The organism is Arthrobacter sp. 49Tsu3.1M3 (assembly GCF_900168135.1).
Lineage (GTDB): Bacteria > Actinomycetota > Actinomycetes > Actinomycetales > Micrococcaceae > Arthrobacter.
The window spans coordinates 18,159-39,549 of the sequence record NZ_FUZD01000007.1; the positions used below are offsets into that span (position 1 = coordinate 18,159).

At 66.6% G+C, this 21,391-nt stretch carries 25 protein-coding genes; 15 read left to right on the forward strand and 10 right to left on the reverse strand.

The window, feature by feature from the left end:
- Window positions 1–2: 2 nt before the first annotated feature.
- The 3 genes from purU (at window position 3) to B5X90_RS10040 (ending at window position 2,931) form a co-directional block, all read left to right on the forward strand.
- On the forward strand, window positions 3–878 hold the full coding sequence (purU, locus tag B5X90_RS10030; protein ID WP_079552530.1) for a formyltetrahydrofolate deformylase: 876 nt from the start codon (window positions 3–5) through the stop codon (window positions 876–878).
- A 93-nt stretch (window positions 879–971) separates the two neighbouring features.
- Window positions 972–2,237: an N-acetylglucosamine-6-phosphate deacetylase gene (locus B5X90_RS10035; protein ID WP_079552532.1), complete on the forward strand. Its 1,266-nt coding sequence runs from the start codon at window positions 972–974 to the stop codon at window positions 2,235–2,237.
- Between the two features lie 100 nt (window positions 2,238–2,337).
- Window positions 2,338–2,931, forward strand: a complete 594-nt coding sequence (locus B5X90_RS10040) for an NADPH-dependent FMN reductase (RefSeq protein ID WP_079552534.1) — start codon at window positions 2,338–2,340, stop codon at window positions 2,929–2,931.
- A gap of 56 nt (window positions 2,932–2,987) precedes the next feature.
- Here B5X90_RS10040 and B5X90_RS10045 read toward each other — a convergent pair whose 3' ends face one another.
- Window positions 2,988–3,806, reverse strand: a complete 819-nt coding sequence (locus tag B5X90_RS10045; protein WP_079552536.1) for a GAF domain-containing protein — start codon at window positions 3,804–3,806, stop codon at window positions 2,988–2,990.
- Window positions 3,807–4,320: 514 nt separating this feature from the next.
- On the opposite strand from B5X90_RS10045, the gene B5X90_RS10050 reads away from it, so the two are divergent.
- Window positions 4,321–4,782, forward strand: a complete 462-nt coding sequence (locus B5X90_RS10050) for a hypothetical protein (RefSeq protein ID WP_079552538.1) — start codon at window positions 4,321–4,323, stop codon at window positions 4,780–4,782.
- A 41-nt stretch (window positions 4,783–4,823) separates the two neighbouring features.
- Here B5X90_RS10050 and B5X90_RS10055 read toward each other — a convergent pair whose 3' ends face one another.
- Window positions 4,824–5,624: a hypothetical protein gene (locus B5X90_RS10055; protein ID WP_079552541.1), complete on the reverse strand. Its 801-nt coding sequence runs from the start codon at window positions 5,622–5,624 to the stop codon at window positions 4,824–4,826.
- 121 nt (window positions 5,625–5,745) lie between these two features.
- Between B5X90_RS10055 and B5X90_RS10060 the strand changes: the two genes are divergently transcribed.
- Window positions 5,746–6,621: a PhzF family phenazine biosynthesis protein gene (locus B5X90_RS10060; protein ID WP_079552544.1), complete on the forward strand. Its 876-nt coding sequence runs from the start codon at window positions 5,746–5,748 to the stop codon at window positions 6,619–6,621.
- Here B5X90_RS10060 and B5X90_RS10065 read toward each other — a convergent pair whose 3' ends face one another.
- The 6 genes from B5X90_RS10065 to B5X90_RS10085 all read right to left on the reverse strand — a co-directional run bounded on the left by B5X90_RS10065 (window position 6,622) and on the right by B5X90_RS10085 (window position 12,765).
- Window positions 6,622–8,235, reverse strand: coding sequence for a glycoside hydrolase family 32 protein (locus B5X90_RS10065; protein ID WP_079552546.1), 1,614 nt, complete (start codon window positions 8,233–8,235; stop codon window positions 6,622–6,624).
- A 139-nt stretch (window positions 8,236–8,374) separates the two neighbouring features.
- Window positions 8,375–9,973: a glycoside hydrolase family 68 protein gene (locus B5X90_RS10070; protein WP_079552548.1), complete on the reverse strand. Its 1,599-nt coding sequence runs from the start codon at window positions 9,971–9,973 to the stop codon at window positions 8,375–8,377.
- Window positions 9,974–10,420: 447 nt separating this feature from the next.
- A complete protein-coding gene (locus tag B5X90_RS10075) occupies window positions 10,421–10,669 on the reverse strand; it encodes a CDGSH iron-sulfur domain-containing protein (protein ID WP_079552550.1) in 249 nt (82 codons plus the stop codon).
- 30 nt (window positions 10,670–10,699) lie between these two features.
- Window positions 10,700–11,764 (reverse strand): iron-containing redox enzyme family protein, encoded by a 1,065-nt coding sequence (locus tag B5X90_RS10080; protein ID WP_079552552.1) that lies wholly within the window; start codon window positions 11,762–11,764, stop codon window positions 10,700–10,702.
- Window positions 11,765–11,870: 106 nt separating this feature from the next.
- Window positions 11,871–12,077, reverse strand: a complete 207-nt coding sequence (locus B5X90_RS20980) for a hypothetical protein (RefSeq protein ID WP_143264706.1) — start codon at window positions 12,075–12,077, stop codon at window positions 11,871–11,873.
- 430 nt (window positions 12,078–12,507) lie between these two features.
- Window positions 12,508–12,765 carry a hypothetical protein gene (locus B5X90_RS10085; protein WP_079552554.1) on the reverse strand — a complete coding sequence of 86 codons (258 nt, stop codon included), beginning with the start codon at window positions 12,763–12,765 and terminating at the stop codon, window positions 12,508–12,510.
- A gap of 274 nt (window positions 12,766–13,039) precedes the next feature.
- On the opposite strand from B5X90_RS10085, the gene B5X90_RS10090 reads away from it, so the two are divergent.
- The 3 genes from B5X90_RS10090 (at window position 13,040) to B5X90_RS10100 (ending at window position 14,697) form a co-directional block, all read left to right on the forward strand.
- Window positions 13,040–13,753 (forward strand): TetR/AcrR family transcriptional regulator C-terminal domain-containing protein, encoded by a 714-nt coding sequence (locus tag B5X90_RS10090; protein WP_079552556.1) that lies wholly within the window; start codon window positions 13,040–13,042, stop codon window positions 13,751–13,753.
- A gap of 27 nt (window positions 13,754–13,780) precedes the next feature.
- Window positions 13,781–14,011 (forward strand): zinc-ribbon domain-containing protein, encoded by a 231-nt coding sequence (locus B5X90_RS10095; protein ID WP_079552558.1) that lies wholly within the window; start codon window positions 13,781–13,783, stop codon window positions 14,009–14,011.
- A gap of 80 nt (window positions 14,012–14,091) precedes the next feature.
- Window positions 14,092–14,697 (forward strand): MerR family transcriptional regulator, encoded by a 606-nt coding sequence (locus tag B5X90_RS10100; protein ID WP_079552561.1) that lies wholly within the window; start codon window positions 14,092–14,094, stop codon window positions 14,695–14,697.
- Window positions 14,698–14,806: 109 nt separating this feature from the next.
- Here the strand turns inward: B5X90_RS10100 and B5X90_RS10105 are convergent, their stop codons facing one another.
- Together B5X90_RS10105 and B5X90_RS10110 are read right to left on the reverse strand one after the other, a co-directional pair.
- Window positions 14,807–15,292 carry a GNAT family N-acetyltransferase gene (locus B5X90_RS10105; protein WP_079552563.1) on the reverse strand — a complete coding sequence of 162 codons (486 nt, stop codon included), beginning with the start codon at window positions 15,290–15,292 and terminating at the stop codon, window positions 14,807–14,809.
- 35 nt (window positions 15,293–15,327) lie between these two features.
- Complete coding sequence (locus tag B5X90_RS10110) at window positions 15,328–15,678, reverse strand: ArsR/SmtB family transcription factor (protein ID WP_079552565.1); 351 nt, start codon at window positions 15,676–15,678, stop codon at window positions 15,328–15,330.
- 102 nt (window positions 15,679–15,780) lie between these two features.
- Between B5X90_RS10110 and arsB the strand changes: the two genes are divergently transcribed.
- From arsB to B5X90_RS10145, 7 genes are all read left to right on the forward strand, one after another.
- Entirely contained in the window at window positions 15,781–16,875 is a 1,095-nt protein-coding gene (gene arsB / locus B5X90_RS10115; RefSeq protein WP_372702884.1) for an ACR3 family arsenite efflux transporter, read from the forward strand.
- Window positions 16,876–16,906: 31 nt separating this feature from the next.
- Window positions 16,907–17,329 carry an arsenate reductase ArsC gene (locus B5X90_RS10120; RefSeq protein WP_079552570.1) on the forward strand — a complete coding sequence of 141 codons (423 nt, stop codon included), beginning with the start codon at window positions 16,907–16,909 and terminating at the stop codon, window positions 17,327–17,329.
- Between the two features lie 68 nt (window positions 17,330–17,397).
- Window positions 17,398–18,768: an FAD-dependent oxidoreductase gene (locus B5X90_RS10125; RefSeq protein WP_079552572.1), complete on the forward strand. Its 1,371-nt coding sequence runs from the start codon at window positions 17,398–17,400 to the stop codon at window positions 18,766–18,768.
- A 53-nt stretch (window positions 18,769–18,821) separates the two neighbouring features.
- Complete coding sequence (locus B5X90_RS10130; RefSeq protein ID WP_079552574.1) at window positions 18,822–19,244, forward strand: arsenate-mycothiol transferase ArsC; 423 nt, start codon at window positions 18,822–18,824, stop codon at window positions 19,242–19,244.
- 39 nt (window positions 19,245–19,283) lie between these two features.
- Entirely contained in the window at window positions 19,284–19,835 is a 552-nt protein-coding gene (locus B5X90_RS10135; protein WP_079552576.1) for a DinB family protein, read from the forward strand.
- A 59-nt stretch (window positions 19,836–19,894) separates the two neighbouring features.
- Window positions 19,895–20,272 carry an ArsR/SmtB family transcription factor gene (locus B5X90_RS10140; RefSeq protein ID WP_143264707.1) on the forward strand — a complete coding sequence of 126 codons (378 nt, stop codon included), beginning with the start codon at window positions 19,895–19,897 and terminating at the stop codon, window positions 20,270–20,272.
- Complete coding sequence (locus B5X90_RS10145; RefSeq protein ID WP_256860165.1) at window positions 20,269–21,390, forward strand: cation diffusion facilitator family transporter; 1,122 nt, start codon at window positions 20,269–20,271, stop codon at window positions 21,388–21,390. The genes B5X90_RS10140 and B5X90_RS10145 overlap by 4 nt, the downstream gene beginning before the upstream one ends.
- Window position 21,391: the final 1 nt, after the last annotated feature.

Genomic DNA, 21,391 nt, shown 5'->3' on the forward strand with positions numbered 1-21,391 from the left:
CCATGGCCCCGGACCAGACCCCCGACACCGTTGAGCACGTCCTGACACTGGACTGCCCGGAAACGCGCGGGATAGTCCACGCCGTGTCCGGCTTCCTGCTGGATCAGGGCTGCGACATCCTGGAAAGCAAACAGTTCGACTCACAGCTGGACGGCCACTTCTTCATGCGGGTCCACTTCGCGTCGGCCGGAGACCAAACCACCCTGGATGTGCTCCGCGACGCCTTTGTGCCGGTCGCCGAAAAATTCGGCATGCGCTGGGAGCTGCGGCGGCACGGGACCAAACGGCGGGTGCTGATCATGGTCTCGAAATTCGAGCACTGCCTCAACGATCTGCTGTACCGGGCACGCACCGGAGAACTGCCCATCGAGATCGTCGGCGTCGTCTCCAACCACCCCGACCACCGAAGGACCGTCGAATGGCACGGCATCCCGTTCTTCCATGTGCCGATCACGCCGGAGACCAAGCCTGCGGCCGAGCAGCGGCTCCTGGAACTGATCGACCGGATGGACGTGGAACTGGTGGTCCTGGCCCGTTACATGCAGGTCCTCAGCGACAACCTCACCCGCCAGCTGGATGGCCGCGCCATCAACATCCACCACTCCTTCCTGCCCAGCTTCAAGGGCGCGAAGCCCTACCACCAGGCGCACGCCCGGGGCGTGAAGACGGTCGGCGCCACCGCCCACTACGTCAACGCGGAGCTGGACGAAGGACCCATCATCTCCCAGCAAGTGGTGGAGGTGGACCACACTTTCAGTCCGGACGATCTCGTGGCCGCCGGGCGCGATACCGAATGCAGGGCACTCTCCAACGCCGTCCGCTGGCACTGCGAGGGACGCGTCATCCTCCAAGGCAACAGGACGGTCGTGCTGCGCTAGGTTTGGCACGGCGATGGTTCCGGGACCTGCCACGCTAGTCTTCAACTAGCCGTACCAGCCCGCCAACGCCCGGCCACACAGAAACCAGGCACCATGATCCTGCCCCTCGAGGACCGCGAAGCCGCCGCTCCTGACTACATCCTGCGGGGTGCCCTCATCACGGACGGCGTCTGCGCACCGGGCTGCGTGGTGGCGGTGAACGGCGGCCGGATCGCCTACGCGGGACCCAGTGACGGCTTTGACGCCGCACATTTCCCGGGTGCGCAGGAGCTCCCGCTGCCGCCCGGCAGCTCCTTGCTTCCCGGGCTTGTCGACCTCCATTGCCACGGCGCCGCGGGCGGCGGATTCCCGGCCGGCAATGACCGGGCCTGCCGGACGGCCGTGGACTTCCTGCACCGCAACGGGACCACCACCCTCCTCGCCAGCCTCGTCACGGCCCCGGAAGATGAGCTGGTGGGGTCTCTCGGCATCCTCAAGGTCCTGGCGGCCGAGGGTCTGATCGCCGGCGTGCACTCCGAGGGGCCCTTCCTCTCCGCCGTCCGTTGCGGCGCGCAGGACCCGCATTGGCTCCGCGCCCCCGACCCTGCGCTGCTCCGGCGGCTGGTGGCGGCGGCCGGCGGAACCCTGCGGACCATGACGTACGCCCCCGAACTGCCCGGCTCAAGTGAGCTCCTGCGGATCCTCACGGACCACGGAGTGATCCCCTCGCTGGGCCATACCGATGCCGCTGCCCCCGTGGCCGCGGCCTCACTGGCGGAAGCCGCGGACCTCATCCGCGGGGGCGCGGCTTCCGGGGCCTTCGGGCCGCGGGCCACGCCCACGGTGACCCATCTGTTCAACGGGATGCCTCCCCTGCATCACCGGAGTCCCGGACCGGCGGCCGCGTGCCTGCGGCTGGCGGCCGCCGGCACGGTCGTGGTGGAGCTCGTCGGCGACGGCGTCCACCTCGACCCGGAGACGGTCCGGATGGTCTTTGACCTGGTCGGAGCCGGGGGCGTCGCGCTGGTGACGGACTCCATGGCGGCAACCGGGCTGCCCGACGGCGATTACGAACTCGGCCCCGCGGATGTGGTGGTGCACGACGGCGTGGCCACCCTGCGGAGCAACGGCGCCCTCGCCGGGGGCACGGCGACCCTGTTGGAGGCTGTCCGCACCGCCATCGCGGCGGGAGTGAGTCCGGCCGGCGCCGTCGCGGCGGCCACCCTGGTCCCGGCCCGGGTCCTGGGCCTGGAGAACGAGATCGGCTCCCTCCGGGCTGGAATGCGCGCCGATATCATCGCCGTTGACCCGGGCTTCGACCTCGTGGCCGTGCTGCGCGGCGGGCGGATCCTGCCGGACCATCGGCATGCCGCGCGTTAGCCCCTGAACCCGCCGGGCCCACGACGGTGGCGGAAGTTTCGCGCCCTCCGCTTTGTTGTTCTGAGTGTGGGCAAACATTACTTCCGGAAAGGAGCCCGCCATGATCCGCATCGCTATCGTGCTCGGGAGCACCCGGCCCGGCCGCCTCGGAAAGGCTGTCGCGGACTGGGTAAGTGCCCGGGCATCAGAACGCGGCGATGCCACCTTTGACGTCCTCGACGTGGCCGATTTTGATCTTCCGCTGCTGGACGAGCCGCTGCCACCCTCCTTCGGCCGGTATAGCCAGCCTTACACCAAGGCCTGGTCCGAAGCTGTCGACGGATTCGACGGCTACATCTTCGTCACGGGCGAGTACAACCACTCCATTCCCGGAGCACTGAAAAACGCTGTGGACTACCTCTACAAGGAGTGGAACAACAAGGCGGCCGGGTTTGTCAGCTACGGAAGCAGCGGCGGCATCCGCGCCGTCGAACACTTCCGCGGAGTGTCCGCGGAGCTGCAGATGGCCGACGTCCGGGCCCAGGTGGCGCTGCCCCTGGCCACGGAGTTCGCGAATTACCGCACTTTCATCCCGACGGCGGGAGCGGAAAAGAGCCTGCAGATCCTGTTTGACCAGGTGATCGCGTGGGCCGGCGCGCTGAAGGTCCTCCGGCCAGGCCATGCCCACGGAACAGAAGACGCCAGCGCGGCGTGACCGCTGCCCTGGCTGAGCCCGGTGTGCCGTCCCGCGGGACGCGTGCCGGTGTCCGCCTACGCCGGAGTCCCCGTCCTGCGCCGCCGCCGTCGGACGGGGGGCGTGTCTCCGCCGTGTGGCGCCGCGGCATACGGACTGGGCTGGGGCACGTTCTGGCCCGGAACGGAATCGGGCACCAGGACGTGGACCGTGCCGCCGGATGATTCCCGTGCGGCTCCGCCCGCGACGCTGCGAAGGTACTCAAGGGCCCCTTCTTCGCTGAACCCGTACTCCCGCACGAGCGTCCGCAGCGCCAGCCCGGCCAGTGCCCGGGACAGCTGCGCCGAGGAGAGGTCTGCGCCGCTCCCGGACCTCAGCGCCAGCTCCTGGACCAAACGCAGTGCCCGGGAGATGTAGCGGGCCAGTCGAGCCGCTGCGACGATGTCTGCGCTGGTGAAGACATGCGGCCACGGGGCGTACAGGTTCACGGCGGCATGGAAGACCGCTTGTGGGGCCAGTGGAACAGACACGAGGGACCGGACCCCGAAGGCTGCGGCGGCGCTGGCATACCCGGGCCAGCGCCGCTCCAGGGAAGTGTCGCCCACGAACACAAATTCGCCGGTTCGGACCGCCGTGCGGGCCGGCCCGTCGTCGAAGGAACGCTGCGCCTCATCGGCGGCCCGTGCCGGTGCGCTGCCCGCGGTCAGCGTGAGGGCCTCCGCGGACCCGACCAGTGTCACTGCCCAGCTGATCCCACGGCCGGGACCACCGATGTCGTCGACAAACTCACTCACGGCTTCGCTGAGGAAGGCACCGACATCCGGGTCGTTGAAGTGCAGCTCCCAGAAGGAGGCATAACGATCCTGCCGGCCGTCTCTTGCAGTTCCTTGGGTCATGTTCCACGCTCGAGATCAAAGCACGCAGCTCACTGCTGAACCGATGAAAACAGCATACGTCCGGGCGGACAGCGCCGCGCCCTCCTATTTGTCAGGGCGAATTGTCAGGGCGAAGGGGCCCGTCGCATGGGTATGGTTCCGGGCTGTCCCGGCGACCTGTTTCGACGGACTGTTCCCGCAGCTGTTCCGGCACTTGTTCCGTTGAGCTGTTCCCGCGACCGCGGGAAATCCGCTTCAGCGCCGCGGCGGCCCAGGGAGGCTTTTAGCATCCGCCCTGGACCGCCCGCCCCGGCTTCAACACCAGTCGCGGAGGACCCGTCCCGCCGTGGCACAACCATTAATACCCGCGTTCCGCCGCTCCGAAAAGGGCCTTTGGGCCCGTGCCCGCTGGCCGTGCACTGCCGCCCATTTCACCCCCGGCGGATGAGGTCCGCACACGCGTCCGGGCAGACGATGGATATGCCCTTCGAGGCCCAATGCCCGGGGGCGATCCCAGCTCGAGAGGAGCCTCCAAATGTCCAGACCGCACGCAATCGCCGTGGGATCCATCGCGCTTGCGACCGCCGTCGTACTGCTCACCGGATGCAGCCCCACGAGTCCGCCGGCTGCCACCCCAAGCCCCACCGTGACCATCTCGAGCCCGCCCGCGAGCGTGTCGGAAGTCTTCGCTGCCGCCGATGCCCATGCCGCGGCCCTGGCGAATTTCAAGGCCACGCTGAAGCCGGACGCCACCATCGAGCAGGTCCACTCCGCCCAAGACCAGGTCACGGCGACCTATGAGGACCTGGCCAAGGCAAGCCAGAACCTCGCCCAACAACGGGCCGAGGCGGTTAAGGCCGCCGAAGCCAAGTTCAATGCCGCCGTCGCCGCGGTCCCGAACGACGCCACGCTGGCTCAGGCCGCCGGTTCCCTCCGGGACGAAGCCGCGAACGTCGAGGCCGCGATCCGCGACCTCCGGACCGAAATCAAGTGCTAGCGGTCTGACATGTCCTGTCCCGACCGGTGCCCGTTGGACCCTCAGATGCAGGAATGGTCGTAGTCGAATCCTCCCGACACGTACTGGGCAATCGTGACTTTCCCGCCGGCCGTCAGTGGCGCGTCAGAGCATTTGCGTTTTGCCACGGCGAGTGACTTCGCCCCGGCCAGCCAGCTGGGCAGCGTGTAAAGGTTGCTCGAGGACGGCACCGTCCCCACAATCTGCGTCCACTGCGTCTTGGTGGAGTAAAGGCCCGTTCGGGCTCCGGCACTCGCGAAGTAGGCCGCCATCCCCTCCAGATCGGCACGGTTCGCCGCCGGGCGGGTTGACCAGCTATTGCCGGTCTCGACATCGAGCCACCACGTGTAGGCCGCCGCGTTGCTTATCCCCCGGATGGTGGCATCGTCGTACGCCTTGGCATAGCCGTACATGTAGGAGCAGGCTTCCTCGACTGAACCCGCGGTGCACTGTCCGTAGGGGTTGGCTACGGTGGTTCCTCCGTAGTTGTTGCTGGTGGGCCACCAGGATCCCGAAGTACCGGGATTGGCGGTGTTCACGTAGAGCGCGACCAGGGGCTGGCCAGTCCCGCCGGTGGACGTCCCGGCCCAGGACAGCTGCGTCGCCAGACACGGGTTGGTGGTGTTGGCCAGCCCATTGTTCACGCCGACGACGGCGAACGTCTGTCCCCGGGGCAGCGTTTTGCCGCATTGGGGCCACGACACATCGTTGCCCGGGCCCGCAGCCCCAGCTGCGTGGGCCGGCGCTCCGGCCAGCATCAGCGCGAGGCTTGCGGCGGCCGCAAGGATCACCCGGCAACGCGAGGAAAAGGGTGCAAGGGACATGGGTGGCCTTCCCGTGGATGCTGCTGGGCAGATAGCACAGCATGCCCGCCGCAGCTTTGCCCGGTCAAGGCTTTTGGTACGCGGGCCCCGACGCTGCGGCCCGGCATGGGAGGATCGGTGCATGGAAACCACCCCGGAGGTCCTGCGCTATGCGGCCTTTTCCACGACGCCCAACGGCGGAAATCCTGCCGGCCTGGTGCTGGATGCCCGTGATCTGGATGATGCCGGGATGCTGGCGGTGGCGGCCGCCGTCGGGTACCCGGAAACGGCTTTCGTGACGGAGCCGGGCGTCGACGGCGACCCGCGCCGGAGCCGGGTTCGGTACTTCTCGCCGATCGCCGAAGTGCCGTTCTGCGGCCATGCGACGATTGCGCTGGCCGTTGCGCTGAGCGCACGCGACGGGGCCGGCGCCTTCACCTTCGAGACCCCCGTCGGCCCCGTCCGGATAGAAACGGCGGGAGATGGTGCCGGGATCACGGCCTCATTCACGGGCGTTGAACCACAGCTGGCCGGCTTCGACGACGACGTCCTGGCGGAACTTCTTGGATTGCTCAGTTTCGGCCCGGGCGATCTCGATCCGGCCTATCCGCCGCGGATCGCGTATTCGGGGAACTGGCATCCGGTGCTGGTCGTCGCGGACCGCAATCTTTTCGACTCCTTTTCCTTCGATCCGGCGGCCGTGCGCCGGCTCATGGACAAACAGGGCTGGGCCGCGACGGTGACGGTCCTGCACCCGATCGCAGATGGCGAGTTCGAAGCCCGGAACCTGTTCCCTGTGGGTGCCATCACGGAGGACCCCGCAACCGGGGCCGCCGCGGCGGCGGTCGGCGCCTACCTGCGCATCCTGGGCCTGGTCGATCCCCCGTCGAGAGTCCTCATCCATCAGGGACGGCACGTCGGCCGTCCGGGCCTGCTCACCGTGGACATTCCCGCTGCCGGCGGAATAGTGGTCAGCGGCAGGGCAGTCCGGATCCCCGCCGCTGCGGGCAACAGCTGATCACTGGGTGGAGGCCAACCGCCGGTAGCTGAAGGACTGTAGCGTCAGCGTGCCGCCAGCCGTGACGGCTTTGACCCCCGGCGTCCCCGCAGCGGGGAAAACAAGTGACGTCATGGTCTTTTCCCCGCCGTTGATGAAAACTTCCACCGAGCAATAGTCGACGAAAATCGTCAGCTCCACCGTCCCGTTCCGCGCCGGGCTGGCTGCGCGGCGCGGTGCCCGATAGTCCGGGCTGAGTTGGGCCTTGCCGGTGGCGGCAGCATCGGCGGCCCGGGAGATGAATGCTGACCCGGTGGCGAAGTCGTATCCGACGGTGGCGAACGTGCCCCCGCCGCTTTCGAGTTCGATCCTGGCAACGGAACCGTCGTCCTGCGCTGTCCGCTCAAGAGTCACATCGAGCCGGTACGCCCCGCCTTCCGGGACCGGCAGTTGTCCTGCGCCCTCCGGTGTCAGTCGACGTTCCCTGGTGGTTGCCGCCGGGCCTTCAATGGACTCCATGGCAGTCGTGGGGCTCGACACCAGGGTTGGCTTTCCGCCGATTGTTTCCAGCCGTATGTCCCTCACGATGGAGTCGGCGCCGCCGTGCCAGTCCTGGGTGGGCAACTGCCGGGCGTACTGCCAGTTGTTCATCCACCCGATGGCGTGCCGCGAGGACATCCGCTGGCTTTCGGTGAGCCTGGGATCATCCCACGTCACGGCGGCGTAGAAGTCGGAGCCGGCGTCGAGCCACTGGTGCGGCCCGTCGGACGGGGTGAAACGGGTTCCGTCCCATTCGCCAGTCCAGTAGGCAACGCCCGTGGTGAAGCCCTCCTCGCTCCCGTTGGCGCTGGCGGCCAGGACCCAGGTCCGTTTGGATGGATCACCGTCAAGATCCAGCTGGAAGAGGTCCGGGCACTCGAGGACGCCCAGACCTTTGCGTTCAATGCCCGAGGCGTAGTGCCAGTTCTTCAGGTCCGGTGACGTATACATGCCGATCTTGTCGCCTTCGGCCAGGGCCATCACCCATTGGCTGTGGGCTGCATCGCGGATGATTTTGGGGTCCCGCCAGTCCGGTTCGCCCGGGTTTTCCATGACCGGGTTCTGCGCATAGGCGGTGAAGGAGTATCCGTGGTCGGTGGAATAGAACAGGGACTGCCGCTGGATTCCCTGGTCCTGCTGCGTCATGACCGCGATGACGGCTCCCTTGCCAAAGCCGGCCGAATTGTCCTGGTCCACCACGGCGCTTCCGGTTTCGATGTCGCCCAGCCCGTTTTTGTACTTGGTGATCGCCACTCCCTCCTCCTTCCAGTGCACCAGGTCCGTGCTGGTCAGGTGGTACCACTCGGTGCCGTTCTCCTCCGGGTACCCGGCGTTGTAGAGGTAGTAGTAGTGCCACACGCCGTCGAGCAGGAAGGGACGCTGCGGATCATTCATCCAGTTCTTCGCGGGCGTTATGTGATAGCTCGGCCGGAACCCGGATGCCCCCTCGGGCCGGTCGAAAGCTGACTGCGCCTGCCCGGCATGGCTCGGGGATCCCGGGCGGGGTCCCGGCGAAGGGATCAGCGCCACCGCGATCAGAATGGCCGCGGCGGCGGCCGCGGCGGCCACCATCCAGATCGTCCAATGGTTTTTCATGATTCAACATTCCTGATCTAGGTGGAAGCCATCCCGCCCATTTGTGGCCTGCCGGCCTGGGGCCTGTCGGTCCACGGCCTGCGGTGGGACGGAAGCGCCCGGAAATCCGGGCGCTTCCGCCTCATGAGGGCCTACTGCACTACTTGTACAGCCCGGCACCGCCGACGTTGAGGTTCGTGGGCAGGTACCCGAACGGGCCCAGGCCGTTCTGGCCGAAGGTGCGGTCAACGGCCGAAACTCCGTTGCGGAAGTTGATCTTCACGGTGGGCGAGAGGGACCCGCCGCGGACGCCGTCCACGTTGTCGATAAAGGACTGCACCAGCCCGCCCGGCTGCACATAGTGCGAGTAGGCCTGGAACTGGCGGCCGTTCTGGCGGGGATCCGGCCCTTCGGGCGCATTGGCTGGCATGTTCAGGTCCGTGGGGGACGCCAGCGTCAGGCCGCTGTTGTTCATGGGCTGGTAGTCGGAACGGACGCCGTCGCCCACGAAGCCGTAAACGCCGTCGGGGCCGCGCATTCCATCCGCGTAGGTGAACTGGTGGCTGATGGTGAACAGGTAGTACTTGTTCTTGCCGCCCTCGTTCTGGATGAAGATCTGCGGACGCTCGGTCTGGTCGTTGACGCAGTTGGCGGACAGGATCGGCGGCAGGAAGTGCCACTTGGTCAGGTCTTTGTTGTCCGCCACGGCCAGGCCCACGTTGGCGGTCTGGAACCATGCGCCGGTGGTGGCGTTGACGGTGTTCGCGGATTCGGCGTGGGCGTCCCCGGGCTGGTAGCCCAGGTCCTGGTCCGTGCACTTGTAGTTGCCCCGCTGGCCACCCGTGTTGCCTTCGAAGACCATGAAGGTCTTGCCCGGGTGCGCCGGGTCTACGAACGTGTAGGGGTCCCGGAAGGCGAACCCGGGATTCTGGGCCTTGTTCTGGTACATGACGCCGTCGGGCTCAAGGAGTTTGGTGTGCTCGAAGCCGTCAAAGCTCACACCGTTCTTATCAGCGTGGATGTTGCCCAGCGCCTTGGCGATCACGGCGTCCGGGGCGATTCCGCCGCCGCCGGCGTTGCGCTCGGCAACGTCGTAGAACGTCGTTGCGGTGTAGAAGACGTTGACGTGGTTCCCCTGCATGAGGCGGGTGGAACCGGACCATTCGGTGTTACCGACGGAGGTGTTGTCCAGGAACAGGTGTCCGCCGTAGTTCCACTTGTCCTTGGCCGGGTCGGCGTTGGTCTTGCGGAAGAAATAGCCGATCCTGGCGTTCCAGTGCCGCTGGTCGAAGCCGTAGCCGGCGTGGCGGTCGGCAACGAGTGAGAAGATCACGTCCCAGCCTTTGTAGCTGATCTGGTTTGCGTTCTCGTCGGTCAGGGACCAGGTGTCCCAGACCCAGACGTCGTTGTTCATGGCCGGGAAGTCCTGGGGGATTTCCGGCATGGTGACGTTCGGGCTCATGGAGTTCTGGCCCGGGGTCACGCCAGTGCTGCTTTGGGCCATGATCTGCTTGGCATCGGCACGCGTCCATTTGGAGGTGAAGGCCGCGGCCGGATCGAACGCCTGCTGGGTGTGCTTCGTGGGCAGGGGAAAGCCGGGGGTCGGAGCCGGCATCTGCCCGCCGCTCGGCGGATCCGAGGGCGTGTTTGCCTGGGCTGACGGAACGGCAAGGAAGACGGAGGCCGCCACGGCCGCCGCCAGTGCCGCGGCGACAGAACGCCACCGCAGCTTCCGGTGTGTATTGGGGTGCTCGTGCATTTTTGCTCTTCTCGCGGAGTTGAGACCATTCGTGGAAGACGGGCATATGCCCTCATTCCCCGACACTCCGGCAGCCCCGATGACACCGCAGGCGTCATCGAGGACGCCATCGTGTCGAGGGGACGGGACCTCGGTAGGGCCCCGTCGGTGGCCCGGGAGGGTGCTGACCTCCTGGACGTTCATCACCGTAGACAGTGCTGGCGAGGATTCAAAACCACATTTCAGACACCAAAACGGCTCACACGCCGTTCAATGTAAGCGCTTGCACAAAGTCTCCGCGCGCGTGCCACGACTCTGAGATCGAGTCAAATATTTCCTAAAAAATATGCTTTCTTTTTCACGTCGCCCGCTGTTTACCCGTTCGTTGCCCCGCGGCCGCCCGTCACGGCGGCGCACGACGGCGGCGCCTTGAGGAAGGCGCCTCAGGGGCACACCGCGCGGCGTGCCTCAGGTCGCTTGTTTCGTCCCCGGGGTGGCGGGGAATTCGGATCGGAACCCGATCAATTTGTGGGTGCCGTCGCAGTAGGGTTTGATCGCGGACGCGCCGCAGCGGCACAGGGCAACTGTCTTGCGCGTCCGCGGCACTGCTGCCCCGGACGGGGTGACGATCTCAAATTCGCCGCGGACCAGGATCGGTCCGTCGGGGCAAATGACAATGGCGCCGTCGTTGGAGGTTTCCTGCGGATCCTGCTTCATACGTAATCCCTGTCTGGATTCATGCCCGGTTCAGACCCCGGCGGTCGCTGGCGGATTCAGGGAGGACATGCCGTTTTCCCATGCCCCCATGATGTGCGCGGTGAGCCGGGCGTCGATGGCAATCGCCGCCGTCGCGCCGAACAGGACGTCCGGAAGAAGGTCCGGCTCTGCCTCCACCAGCCCTCCGGCGAGATCCCGGCCAGCGATCTGTTCGTGGACGGCGTCCGCTTCGACGTGCTCGTCGAAGTACGCGGTCACCTCTGCCCCGAATCCGAGACGCCGGAAACCGTTGCCGTAGAGCTGGTTCGGCCGGGAGGACGTCATCTCATAAATCGCCAGATGCCCTGCGATGGCTCCCCGAAGTCTGCGGTTCAGCCCGAAAAGCGACATCATGTTGACCGCGGCGAGAGAGATGGCCGGGACGGCGTCGACATAGCCGCCGTAGACATCGTCCAGTCCCACTCCTCGCATGGTCCGGGCGAAAAGTGCGCTGTGCATGCGGTCCGGGCGGCCTCCGCCATACTCGTCAGCCTGGATCTCCACCAGCGCAGCCTTTGCCCGCCCGGCCAGCCTCGGAATCGCCCAGGTGTGCGGATCAGCTTCCTTGAGCTGATAGATCGATTTGTGGACCAGGAATTCACGGAGCTGCCCGAGGGTTGCCTTCTTCGCCACATGGCGGGACATGCCTGGTCCACCGTCCTGGCCCGCCAGCCCGAAGAGAATGTCCGCCACCGCGTCGCTGTCCAGGCCGGCGGCGGGAGCTGGCTGGACTGATTCTGCGGACACGCGGGCCGCGGCCCGCAGCGCCAGTTCGAACGGTTCCGCCAGCAGGTGCCGGAGTGTGATCAACCCTGGGTTCCATTCCCAGCGGTCGTCCACCCCATCCAAGCCGCCGTAATGCAGCTCGTACAGGCAGAACAGGGTCAATTGCAGATCGCCGTCGTCGACGATGTCTTCGGTAAGTGCCAGCTGCCCGTTGATGAGCCCGGTGAGATCGTGCAGCATGCCCTGGGCTGCGGAATCATCTCCGGTCCCGTCTGCCAGAAGCCGGAACAGGCCTCCGCTGATGGGTCCGCGCGCGTCAGGGATCTTCATGTTTTCTCCTACGAGGGCCTCAGCGGTCTTGGCTGCGGCCGGTGAAAGTGCGTCGAAGTGAGCCCGGTCCGGGGTTATGGCCGGAGGGGCGCAAGGGTGCGGCCTCTTAGCTGTTGCCGGTGTAGACGAGGCTGTCCGGGTCGACTTCGTTCGCCGGGGCATCCGCGAGTCCCTGCGGGGACAAATCCATGTCCATAAGCCCGGGTCGTTGATTGTGGGCCGCGGAGGGTCCGGTGATGGCAGTGCTGTGGTTGGAAACGGTGTACCCCTCATGCTTTGTTGGTTGCAGACCCCGAAGGGTGCTGTTTGTCACGGGCGGGCTATTTCCATCTGAAACCCGCACCGGCAACGGAGAACACGCGTCCGGAGATAGTCACCCAGAACATCCGGGCTCCCGGCGTGTGTGGAAACTGCCCGGTGCGCACTTCGCCGCTCGGGGTCCACTGCGGACATCGGCTCCTGGCAGTGGCGGTAGGCGTCCTCCCGGTGCACTGCGCCGCCGCTGTTCCCGTTCCGCGCCGGGATGATTGCGAGAAACGCCGCAGTCGTAGCTACGACGTGCGAGCTGCCGCAGCCGGTGCAGCTGATGGCGGCTGCGAGGGTTTCCCGCTGCGGATTCATGGTGGCGACGGAGTCCAGGAGCAGGTGCCGGTCGGTCTCACATGTCGCACACCAAGGCCGGCGCCCTCGGGGCTGGTGGGCATCCCGGGGCAAGTACGTGCTTGACGTGATTGTCATCCGGGTCAGACCAGGCCCGGGTAGCTGGCCAGGATGTAGTCCGCCGCGGCTGGTCCTTTCATGCGGAGGCCGTTGCGCTTGGGATGGACCTGCTTTTCTTTCATGGCCGCCCAGAAGGCATCTTCGGGGCGGGGCGCGGTCTGGCTCAGGAAACACCAGCTGGTGTAGAGCCCGTAGAGGCAGTCCCGGCCCAGGGCGTGGTCGGATGCAGGGTCCCGGGTGGTGGCTTCCTGAAGGAATTGGTCGTATTGGGAAGTTGCCATGAGTGGCTCGTTTCTTCGCGGTGCATTTTGTGCCGCCGTGTGGCTACAGCAGCTGAGCGTCAAGGCCATGCACGAGGCGATGAAGCAAGATCCCGCACTTCTGCGTCACCGCAGATCCGGGGATAAAGCGTTACTGGGCCGGCGGTCCACATCCTGCGGAAACCAGCCAATGCAACTTCTCTACAATGTAGACTGTAGGCGTAGACTACACATTAAGCAACCGGCTTTTTATCCCGGAAATGTAACCATTCTGCATCGACCCGAACGGAAAACCATGTCGCCCGAAGAGCATCCGGCGCCCCCTGCGGCTCCCGGCAAAAAGGCTCGCCTCAGCAAGGAGATTGTCCTGTCGACGGCACTGGCACTTGTGGACGCAGAAGGACTCGACGCCCTCACCATGCGCAGGCTCGGGCAGGAACTCGGGCGGGACCCCATGAGCCTGTACCGCTACGCCGCCAACCGCGCAGCCCTGCTGGACGGCGTCTCAGAACTCGTGCTGAATGAACTGGCCATCATTCCCGATGATCCCGACTGGCAGTCGCAGCTCCGGCGTATTGCCCACGACCTGCGGCTCCTCGCGCTCCGGCACCCCAATGTCGTGCCCCTCCTCGTGACCCGCCCCCTGTCAACGCCCCTGGGCCTGCGGCCGCTGGGAACATTGCGTCCGCTGGAGCAGATCCTGTCCCTGCTGATCGACGCCGGATTCGCCCCCGTTGACGCATTGCACGTCTACCGCGCCTACTACGGTTACCTCTACGGGCACATCCTCAACGAACTGCAGGAATTCGTCGTCGACCCCGAAGAAAATGAGGCCCTTCTCCGCCTGGGCCTGCACCGCCTGCCGCCAAAGGAGTTCCCCCGCCTCCGCGCCCTCGCCCCGGTCCTCGCCGACTACGACGGGATGGCTGAACTGGATGAAGGAATCACCATCCTGCTCTCGGGCCTGGCAGCCCATCTCCCGCCCCCGGGAGCCTCTGCCAAACCCTGATCCGGAAATTCCCTTGAAAGGATCCCCATGCTTCTCCTCCTCGGCCTCAAGACGGTGCTGCGCGGCCTTCCCGAACGGATGGCAACCTGCCAGTACTGCCACCAACTCGTGCAGCATCAACTGCAGGAACGCGCCACCAAATTCACCCTGTTTTTCATCCCCGTCTTCACGACTTCCAAAGCCTTCAACATCACCTGCTCCAACTGCGGACAGAACTCGATCGTCAAGCCGCGGCAGAAAAACTTGCTCCCAGGCTAGGAAAGCCGTCGCGGCATCAGCGGGGCTTAGACAGCCGATCCTTCGCGTGATGGCTTCCGGGCCCGACGGGCACTAGCTCCGTGGCTTGCGCGAGACCGGCCACCATCAAGTACTACCTTCGGGAGAAACTGCTTCACGAAGGCGTGCTGACCTCCGCGACCCAGGCCCGCTACGACGACTCGCATGTACGGCGGCTGAAGCTCATCCGGGCACTCATTGGCACCGCCGGGCTCAGCGTCAGCGCCACACGCGAGGTGCTGCTTGGCCTGGAAAACCCGCCGGAGTCCGGCCACGATCTGCTCGGCATCGCGCACCATGCGGTCGCCCGGACCGCACGGGACGACGTCGACCTTTCCTCGACACAAGCGCTCCTGGACCATTGGGGCTGGGGCGCAGAGACATGCGACCGCGATACCCAGGCCGCCCTGGCAAGGGCCCTGCACGGACTTTCGGAGGCGGGGTTCGAAGCGCCCACGGCGCTCTTGGACCGCTATGCCGCCGCCATGCAGGACATCGCGGCTGCCGACGTCGAAAGTGTCCCCACGGATTCGCCCGAGGCCGCGATGCGGCACGTGGTCCTCGGGACGCTCCCGATGGAACCGGTGCTCCTGGCCATGCGCCGGCTTGCCCAGCAGAGCGCATCCTTCCGGCGGTTTGGCGAGACAGTCCCTCCGGAACGGCCGTGACGATAGTTCCCCGCTACCCAGCAGGCATCCCTCAAACGCCCGGCAATCGCAGCAGTTTACACAACCCTCCGCCACTCCGCAGCGCGCGGACCTGCGCTGCCGGCGTCGGCTAAACCACCGGGGAGCGGCGCTCGATCAGCACCGTATCCCGCCACTGCCCCGCGCCCGGGCCGTAACCCATGCGGGCAATGCGGCTCCGCCGGCCGACGATGGCGAACCCGTTGGCCAGATGGAGCTTCAGGCTTGCCTCGTTCTCGGGGAAGATACTGGCCTGGATCGTCCAGATCCCGCCCTGCTCGGTCGATTCAGCCAGCGCCCGCAACAGTGCGGCCCCGACTCCCCTGCCGCGGGCCGCGGCGGCGACATACACGGAGTGCTCCACCACGCCGGCGTACACGGGCCGCGCCGACACTGCGGAGACGGCCACCCAGCCAAGAATCCCGCCCTCGGACGCCTCGGCGACGAGACGGTGGCCGGGCAACCGGGAACTGTTGAAGCCTTCCCAGTCAGGCACCGCCGCTTCAAAGGTGGCGTGTCCGGTGGCGATTCCTTCGCGGTAAATCCTCTGGACGGCCGGCCAGTCGTCCTCGCGCATGGGCCGCACGGCGGCGCGGGATGACTCCGTGGCTGTCACAGGGCCGCCAGGAGCCCGGCCGCCCGCTCGAGCGCCCCGGGGACCAGGGAGTAGTAGGCCCAGGTGCCACGCTTTTCACGGTGCAGCAGCCCGGCCTCGACGAGGATCTTCAGGTGGTGGGAAACCGTCGGCTGGCCCAGGCCCAGTGGCTCGGTGAGGTCGCAGACGCATGACTCCCCGGACTCGTCGGCCTTGACCATGGAGAGCAGCCGGAGCCGGTTGGGGTCGGCCAGGGCCTTGAAGACCAGAGCCTTCTGCTGGGCTTCCTCGGCACTCAGTGCCGGCTCCGCCGACGGCACGCAGCACGTGGCATCGACCGTGGATTGGAGAATCTGCAGCGAATCCATGAACCCATTATGCACATAGATTGACATTCATCGATATAGGCGGTGATACTGCACATATCGACATCCATCAATCTTGCCGAGCAGCACAGGAGCACCGTGAGCATCCAGATCCAATCGCCGCCGCGCCCCACCGGAGGGGGCCCCGTCATCGGCGGCCTCTCCGTCCTGGACCGGTTCCTGCCGGTCTGGATCGTGGCGGCCATGCTGCTGGGCCTGGCTCTGGGCAGCCTGGTCCCCGGCCTGAACACTGCCCTGGAAGCCGTCAAGATCGGCGAGGTGTCCCTGCCCATCGCCGTCGGCCTGCTGGTGATGATGTACCCGGTACTGGCCAAGGTCCCCTACGACCAGGCGCACCACGTGATTGCCGACCGCAAACTGATGTTCGCCTCCCTGGTCATTAACTGGGTGCTGGCACCGGCCTTCATGTTCGCCCTCGCCTGGATCTTCCTCGCCGACCTTCCCGAATACCGCACGGGCCTGATCATCGTCGGGCTGGCCCGCTGCATCGCCATGGTGATGATCTGGAACGAGCTTGCCTGCGGCGACCGGGAGGCTGCCGCCGTGCTGGTGGCCATCAATTCGGTGTTCCAGGTTGTCGCGTTCGGCGCCCTGGGCTGGTTCTACCTCCAGTTCCTTCCCGCGTGGCTTGGCCTGCCCACTACCGGCGCGGACTTCTCCTTCTGGGCCATCACGGCGTCGGTCCTGGTTTTCCTGGGGCTGCCGCTGCTCGCCGGATTCCTCACCCGCACCCTGGGTGAACGTGCCAGGGGCAGGAACTGGTACGAGAGAACCTTCCTGCCGAGACTGGCGCCGTGGGCGCTCTATGGCCTGCTCTTCACCATCACTGTGCTGTTTGCCCTCCAGGGCGGCACCATCACCTCACGCCCCCTGGATGTCGCCCGGATCGCGCTGCCGCTGCTGGTTTACTTCCTCGTGGTCTTCGGCGCCGGAATGCTGATCGGGAAGCGGCTGGATCTCGGCTACGCCAAAACCACCACGCTGGCGTTCACCGCCGCCGGCAACAACTTCGAGCTCGCCATCGCCGTGGCGATCGGCGCCTTCGGGCTGACCTCCGGGCAGGCGCTTGCCGGCGTCGTCGGCCCCCTCATCGAGGTCCCCGCACTCGTTGCCCTCGTCTACGCCGCGCTCTGGGCACGGAAACGGTTCTTCGAACCCGCCGCCCCTGCCTCCCTCTAACCACTCACACATCCGCTGGAGAAACTTAACCATGAGCACCGAACCCGTCAAGAAGCCGTCCGTCTTGTTCGTCTGCGTCCACAACGCCGGCCGCTCCCAGATGGCCGCGGCCTTCCTCAGCACGCTCGGTGAAGGCCGCATCGAGGTCCGGTCGGCCGGTTCCGCACCGGCGGACAAGGTCAACCCGGCCGCCGTCGAGGCCATGGCCGAGCTCGGCATCGACATGTCCGCGGAGATCCCCAAGATCCTCACCACCGCCGCCGTAAAGGAATCCGACGTCGTGATCACCATGGGCTGTGGCGACACCTGCCCGATCTTCCCGGGCAAGCGCTACGAGGACTGGGAACTCGAGGACCCGGCCGGCCAAGGCATCGAGTCAGTCCGGCCGATCCGCGACGAGATCAAAGCCCGCATCGAGGCGCTGATCGAGTCCCTGACCCCAGCCGCGGACTAACAGGCACCACCCGCCCGACAGAGGGCCGGCCTGCCCGGGACCATTCACTGATGAGTTAGAGGACGAACATGGATTCAATGAAGAACCTTCCCGTTGCAGTGATCGGCGCCGGCCCCGTCGGCCTGGCCGCAGCGGCCCACCTGCTCGAACGCGGCCTGGAACCCCTGATCTTCGAGGCGGGACCCTCCGCTGGAGCAGCGATCGGGCACTGGCGCCATATCCGGCTCTTTTCGCCGTGGCGGTTCAACCTCGACGCCGCCGCCGTCCGCCTGCTCGAAGCCTCCGGCTGGGAATCGCCCCGCCCCACAGCCCTGCCCTACGGCGGGGAACTCATCGACCAGTACCTCGCCCCGCTGGCAGCCCTTCCCGCGATCGCCTCGCGCCTGCACACCGGCGCCCGCGTCCTCGCGGTCACCCGCCAGGGCGGGGACAAGACCCACTCCCGCGACCGCGACACCACGCCCTTCGTGGTCCGCGTCGAGCGCGACGGCGGCGATATCCGCGACTATCCGGCCGCCGGTGTCATTGACGCCTCCGGCACCTGGGCCACCCGCAACCCGCTGGGCACGTCGGGGCTGCCCGCCGTCGGTGAAGCCGCCGTTGCCTCCAGGATTTCCTCGCCCCTGCCCGATGTCACCGGCCGGGACCGCGGATCCTTCGCCGGCCGCCGCGTCCTCGTGGTCGGCGCGGGCCATTCCGCCGCCAATACCCTGATCAACCTGGCCGGCCTCGCCAAGGACGATCCCCACACACGGATCCTCTGGGCCATCCGCGGCGCCTCGGCTGCGAAAGTCTATGGCGGCGGGGACCTGGACGGCCTGCCCGCCCGGGGCCAGCTCGGCGCACGGCTCCGCCGCCTGGTCGAGGCCGGAACCATCGAGCTGCATACCGGCTTCGGCATCGCTTCCTTGACGCCAACCGGCGACGCCGTCACCGCAGCTTCGCTTGACGGGCGGACGCTGGAGGCCGACGTCGTTGTGCCCTGCACGGGCTTCCGCCCGGACCTGAATATCCTCCGCGAACTCCGGTTGAATCTGGACCCGGCCGTCGAGGCGCCGGTTCAGCTCGGCCCGCTGATCGACCCGGAATTCCACTCGTGCGGCACCGTTCCACCGCACGGCGCTGCGCTGCTGGCGCACCCGGACAAGGACTTCTACATCGTCGGCATGAAGTCCTACGGCCGGGCGCCGACGTTCCTGCTGGCCACCGGCTACGAGCAGGTCCGCTCGGTCGCCGCCGCGCTGGCCGGTGACCGCGAGGCCGCGGACACCGTCCAGCTCGAACTCCCCGAAACCGGTGTCTGCTCATCCGACGCCGGCACCAGCTGCGACACTCCGACGGCAGCCGCCGCATCCGGATCCTCGTGCTGCGCGGCTCCCGAACCAGTGCTCATCGGGTTCCCCACCGGCCTGTCCCACGGCCGCGCCGCCGAAGACTGACAGGCAGCATCCCGGCTCAACACTTCCGGCCCGGATAAGGAAGAATCGAACGCATGACCCAGACCACGAAAGCTCCCAGCGTCCTGTTCGTCTGCAGCCGGAACGGCGGAAAATCCCAGCTTGCCGCCGGACTCATGAACCAGCTCGCAAACGGGACCGTCACGGTGCACTCCGCCGGGACCAAGCCCGCCGACGCGCTGAACCCCGAGTCCGTGGGCTCCCTGGCGGAGCTCGGCATCGATATCACCGGCGAACACCCCAAACCCGTCACCGCCGAAATGCTGGATACCGCCGACGTCGTCATCGTGCTGGGCAAGGAAGCCATGCTCGAACCCCGCGACGGCACGAGGATCGAGTTCTGGGATACGGACGAGCCCTCCGAACGCGGCATCGAAGGCATGGAACGCATGGGCCTGGTCCGGGACGACATCCAGGCCCGTGTCCGGAAGCTGTATGCGGAACTGACCGGAAAATGACCGTGCCCGGACTGCGGACCTGAACCGCCAGCGCACCTCATGGAGCCAACGAGAGACGAGATCCTCGACGGGTACAGCGGCGCCCGCCGCCACCTCGACGCCCTGCTGCAGGACGCGGCGCCCCAGGACCTCGGCCGCAGAAGTACGGGCACCCGCTGGACCAACGAGGAGCTGCTCTTCCACATGGTCTTCGGCTACATGGTGGTGCGCGCCCTGCTTCCGCTGGTCCAAGTCGTCAGCCGGCTCCCCCGCCCGGCAGGCCGGGCATTCGCTGCTGTCCTCAACGCGGGCACCGGCCCTTTTGATGTGGTGAACTACTGGGGTTCCCGGGCCGCCGCCCGCGTCTACAACAGGCGCAGGATGAGCCGGAAACTGGATAAAACCATCGCCGCGCTCTCCCGCCGGCTCGAACACGAGAACCCGCAGTCCCTCGCCAGATCAATGCCGTTTCCCGACAGGTGGGACCCCTTCTTCACGTCTTCGATGACACTCAACGATGTCTACGCCTACCCCACACTTCATTTCGACTTCCACGCCAAGCAGCTGAGCCTTCGGAATCCGGACGCACCGAATCGTCCTGATGGCCGCTAACGGTATCCCGTTGAGTCGGCCGTCTTGAATGGGGCGGGGTTATATGTAAGTATCTGCGTATGAATGCAGATAATAAGGCTTGCACGCTCACCGCGGACAGCCAGTACGTCGAGCTGGCCGTGGAGGTGTTTGCCATGCTGGCCGACGCCACCCGGGTCAGGCTCATCCTGGCCCTGCGCCACGGTGAACTGCCCGTCAACGTGCTGGCCGAAAAGGCCGGGAAATCGGCGGCTGCGGTCTCCCAGCATTTGGCCAAGATGCGGCTGGCGCGCATGGTCGCCACCCGCCAGGAAGGCACCAAGGTCTACTACCGCCTGCAGGACGGGCACGCCTGGCAGCTCGTGGCCGACGCCATCCACCAGGCCGAACACACCCTCGGCACGGCCCCGCATCACAGCAGCGCCCCGCACAGCCCCGCAAGGGAGGCCGGCGCATGAACGGGCCAATGCACCCCGGCCACGATGTCCACCCGCACCCGCACGGCCATGTTCACGACGAGGGCCATGACGACAACCACGGCCCGCACGGCCATGTCCACGACGACGGCCCTCACCACGACCACGGCACGCACGGCCACGTCCACGCGACCGGGTTCAAGGGGTGGCTGCAGGAGCTCTTCGTGCCCCACTCCCATGACGCGGCCGACTCGATCGACTCCATCCTGGAGACAAGTTCCCAGGGCATTCGCGCCGTCAAGGTCTCCCTGCTCGGGCTGGGGGCCACGTCGCTGTTCCAGCTGGTCATTGTGCTCATCAGCGGCTCCGTGGCACTGCTGGCGGACACGGTCCACAATTTTTCCGATGCCCTGACCGCCGTTCCGCTGTGGATCGCCTTTCTGCTCGGACGCCGCCGCGCGACCCGGACGTACACCTACGGATTTGGCCGCGCCGAGGACCTGGCAGGACTGTTCATTGTGGCGATGATCGCGCTCTCCGCCGTGGTGGCCGCCGTCGAATCCATCCGGCGTTTCTTTGAACCCCAACCCGTCCAGAACCTGGGCTGGGTACTCGCCGCCGGGCTCGTGGGCTTTGCCGGCAACGAACTGGTCGCGATCTACAGGATCCGCGTCGGACGGCGGATCGGGTCCGCCGCGCTCGTCGCCGATGGCATTCATGCCCGCACCGACGGCTTCACCTCGCTGGCCGTCGTCGCTGGAGTCATCGGCGTATGGCTCGGATTCCCGCTTGCAGATCCGATCGTGGGCCTGCTCATCTCCGCAGCCATCGCCGTGCTCCTCTGGGGAACCATTCGCGACATCGGGCGCAGGCTCATGGACGGCGTCGACCCGAACCTTACGGAACGTCTGGCGGCGGTTGTCACCGCCCACGCCCCCGAGGGCGCAACATCCCGGCTGCGCTGGTCCGGCCACCGGCTTCACGTCGAGGTCTCCATCCCCCTGACCACGATCACCGACGTGGGCGAACTTGCCACAATCCACGACGAAATCGACCACGCCACCCGCCACGCACTCCCGAACGTGGGTTCCGTGACGACGGTCCCCACGTTCGGCCAGGCCGCGACGGCAGGGCCACCGCCTCCTCCGGCCAACGGATAAC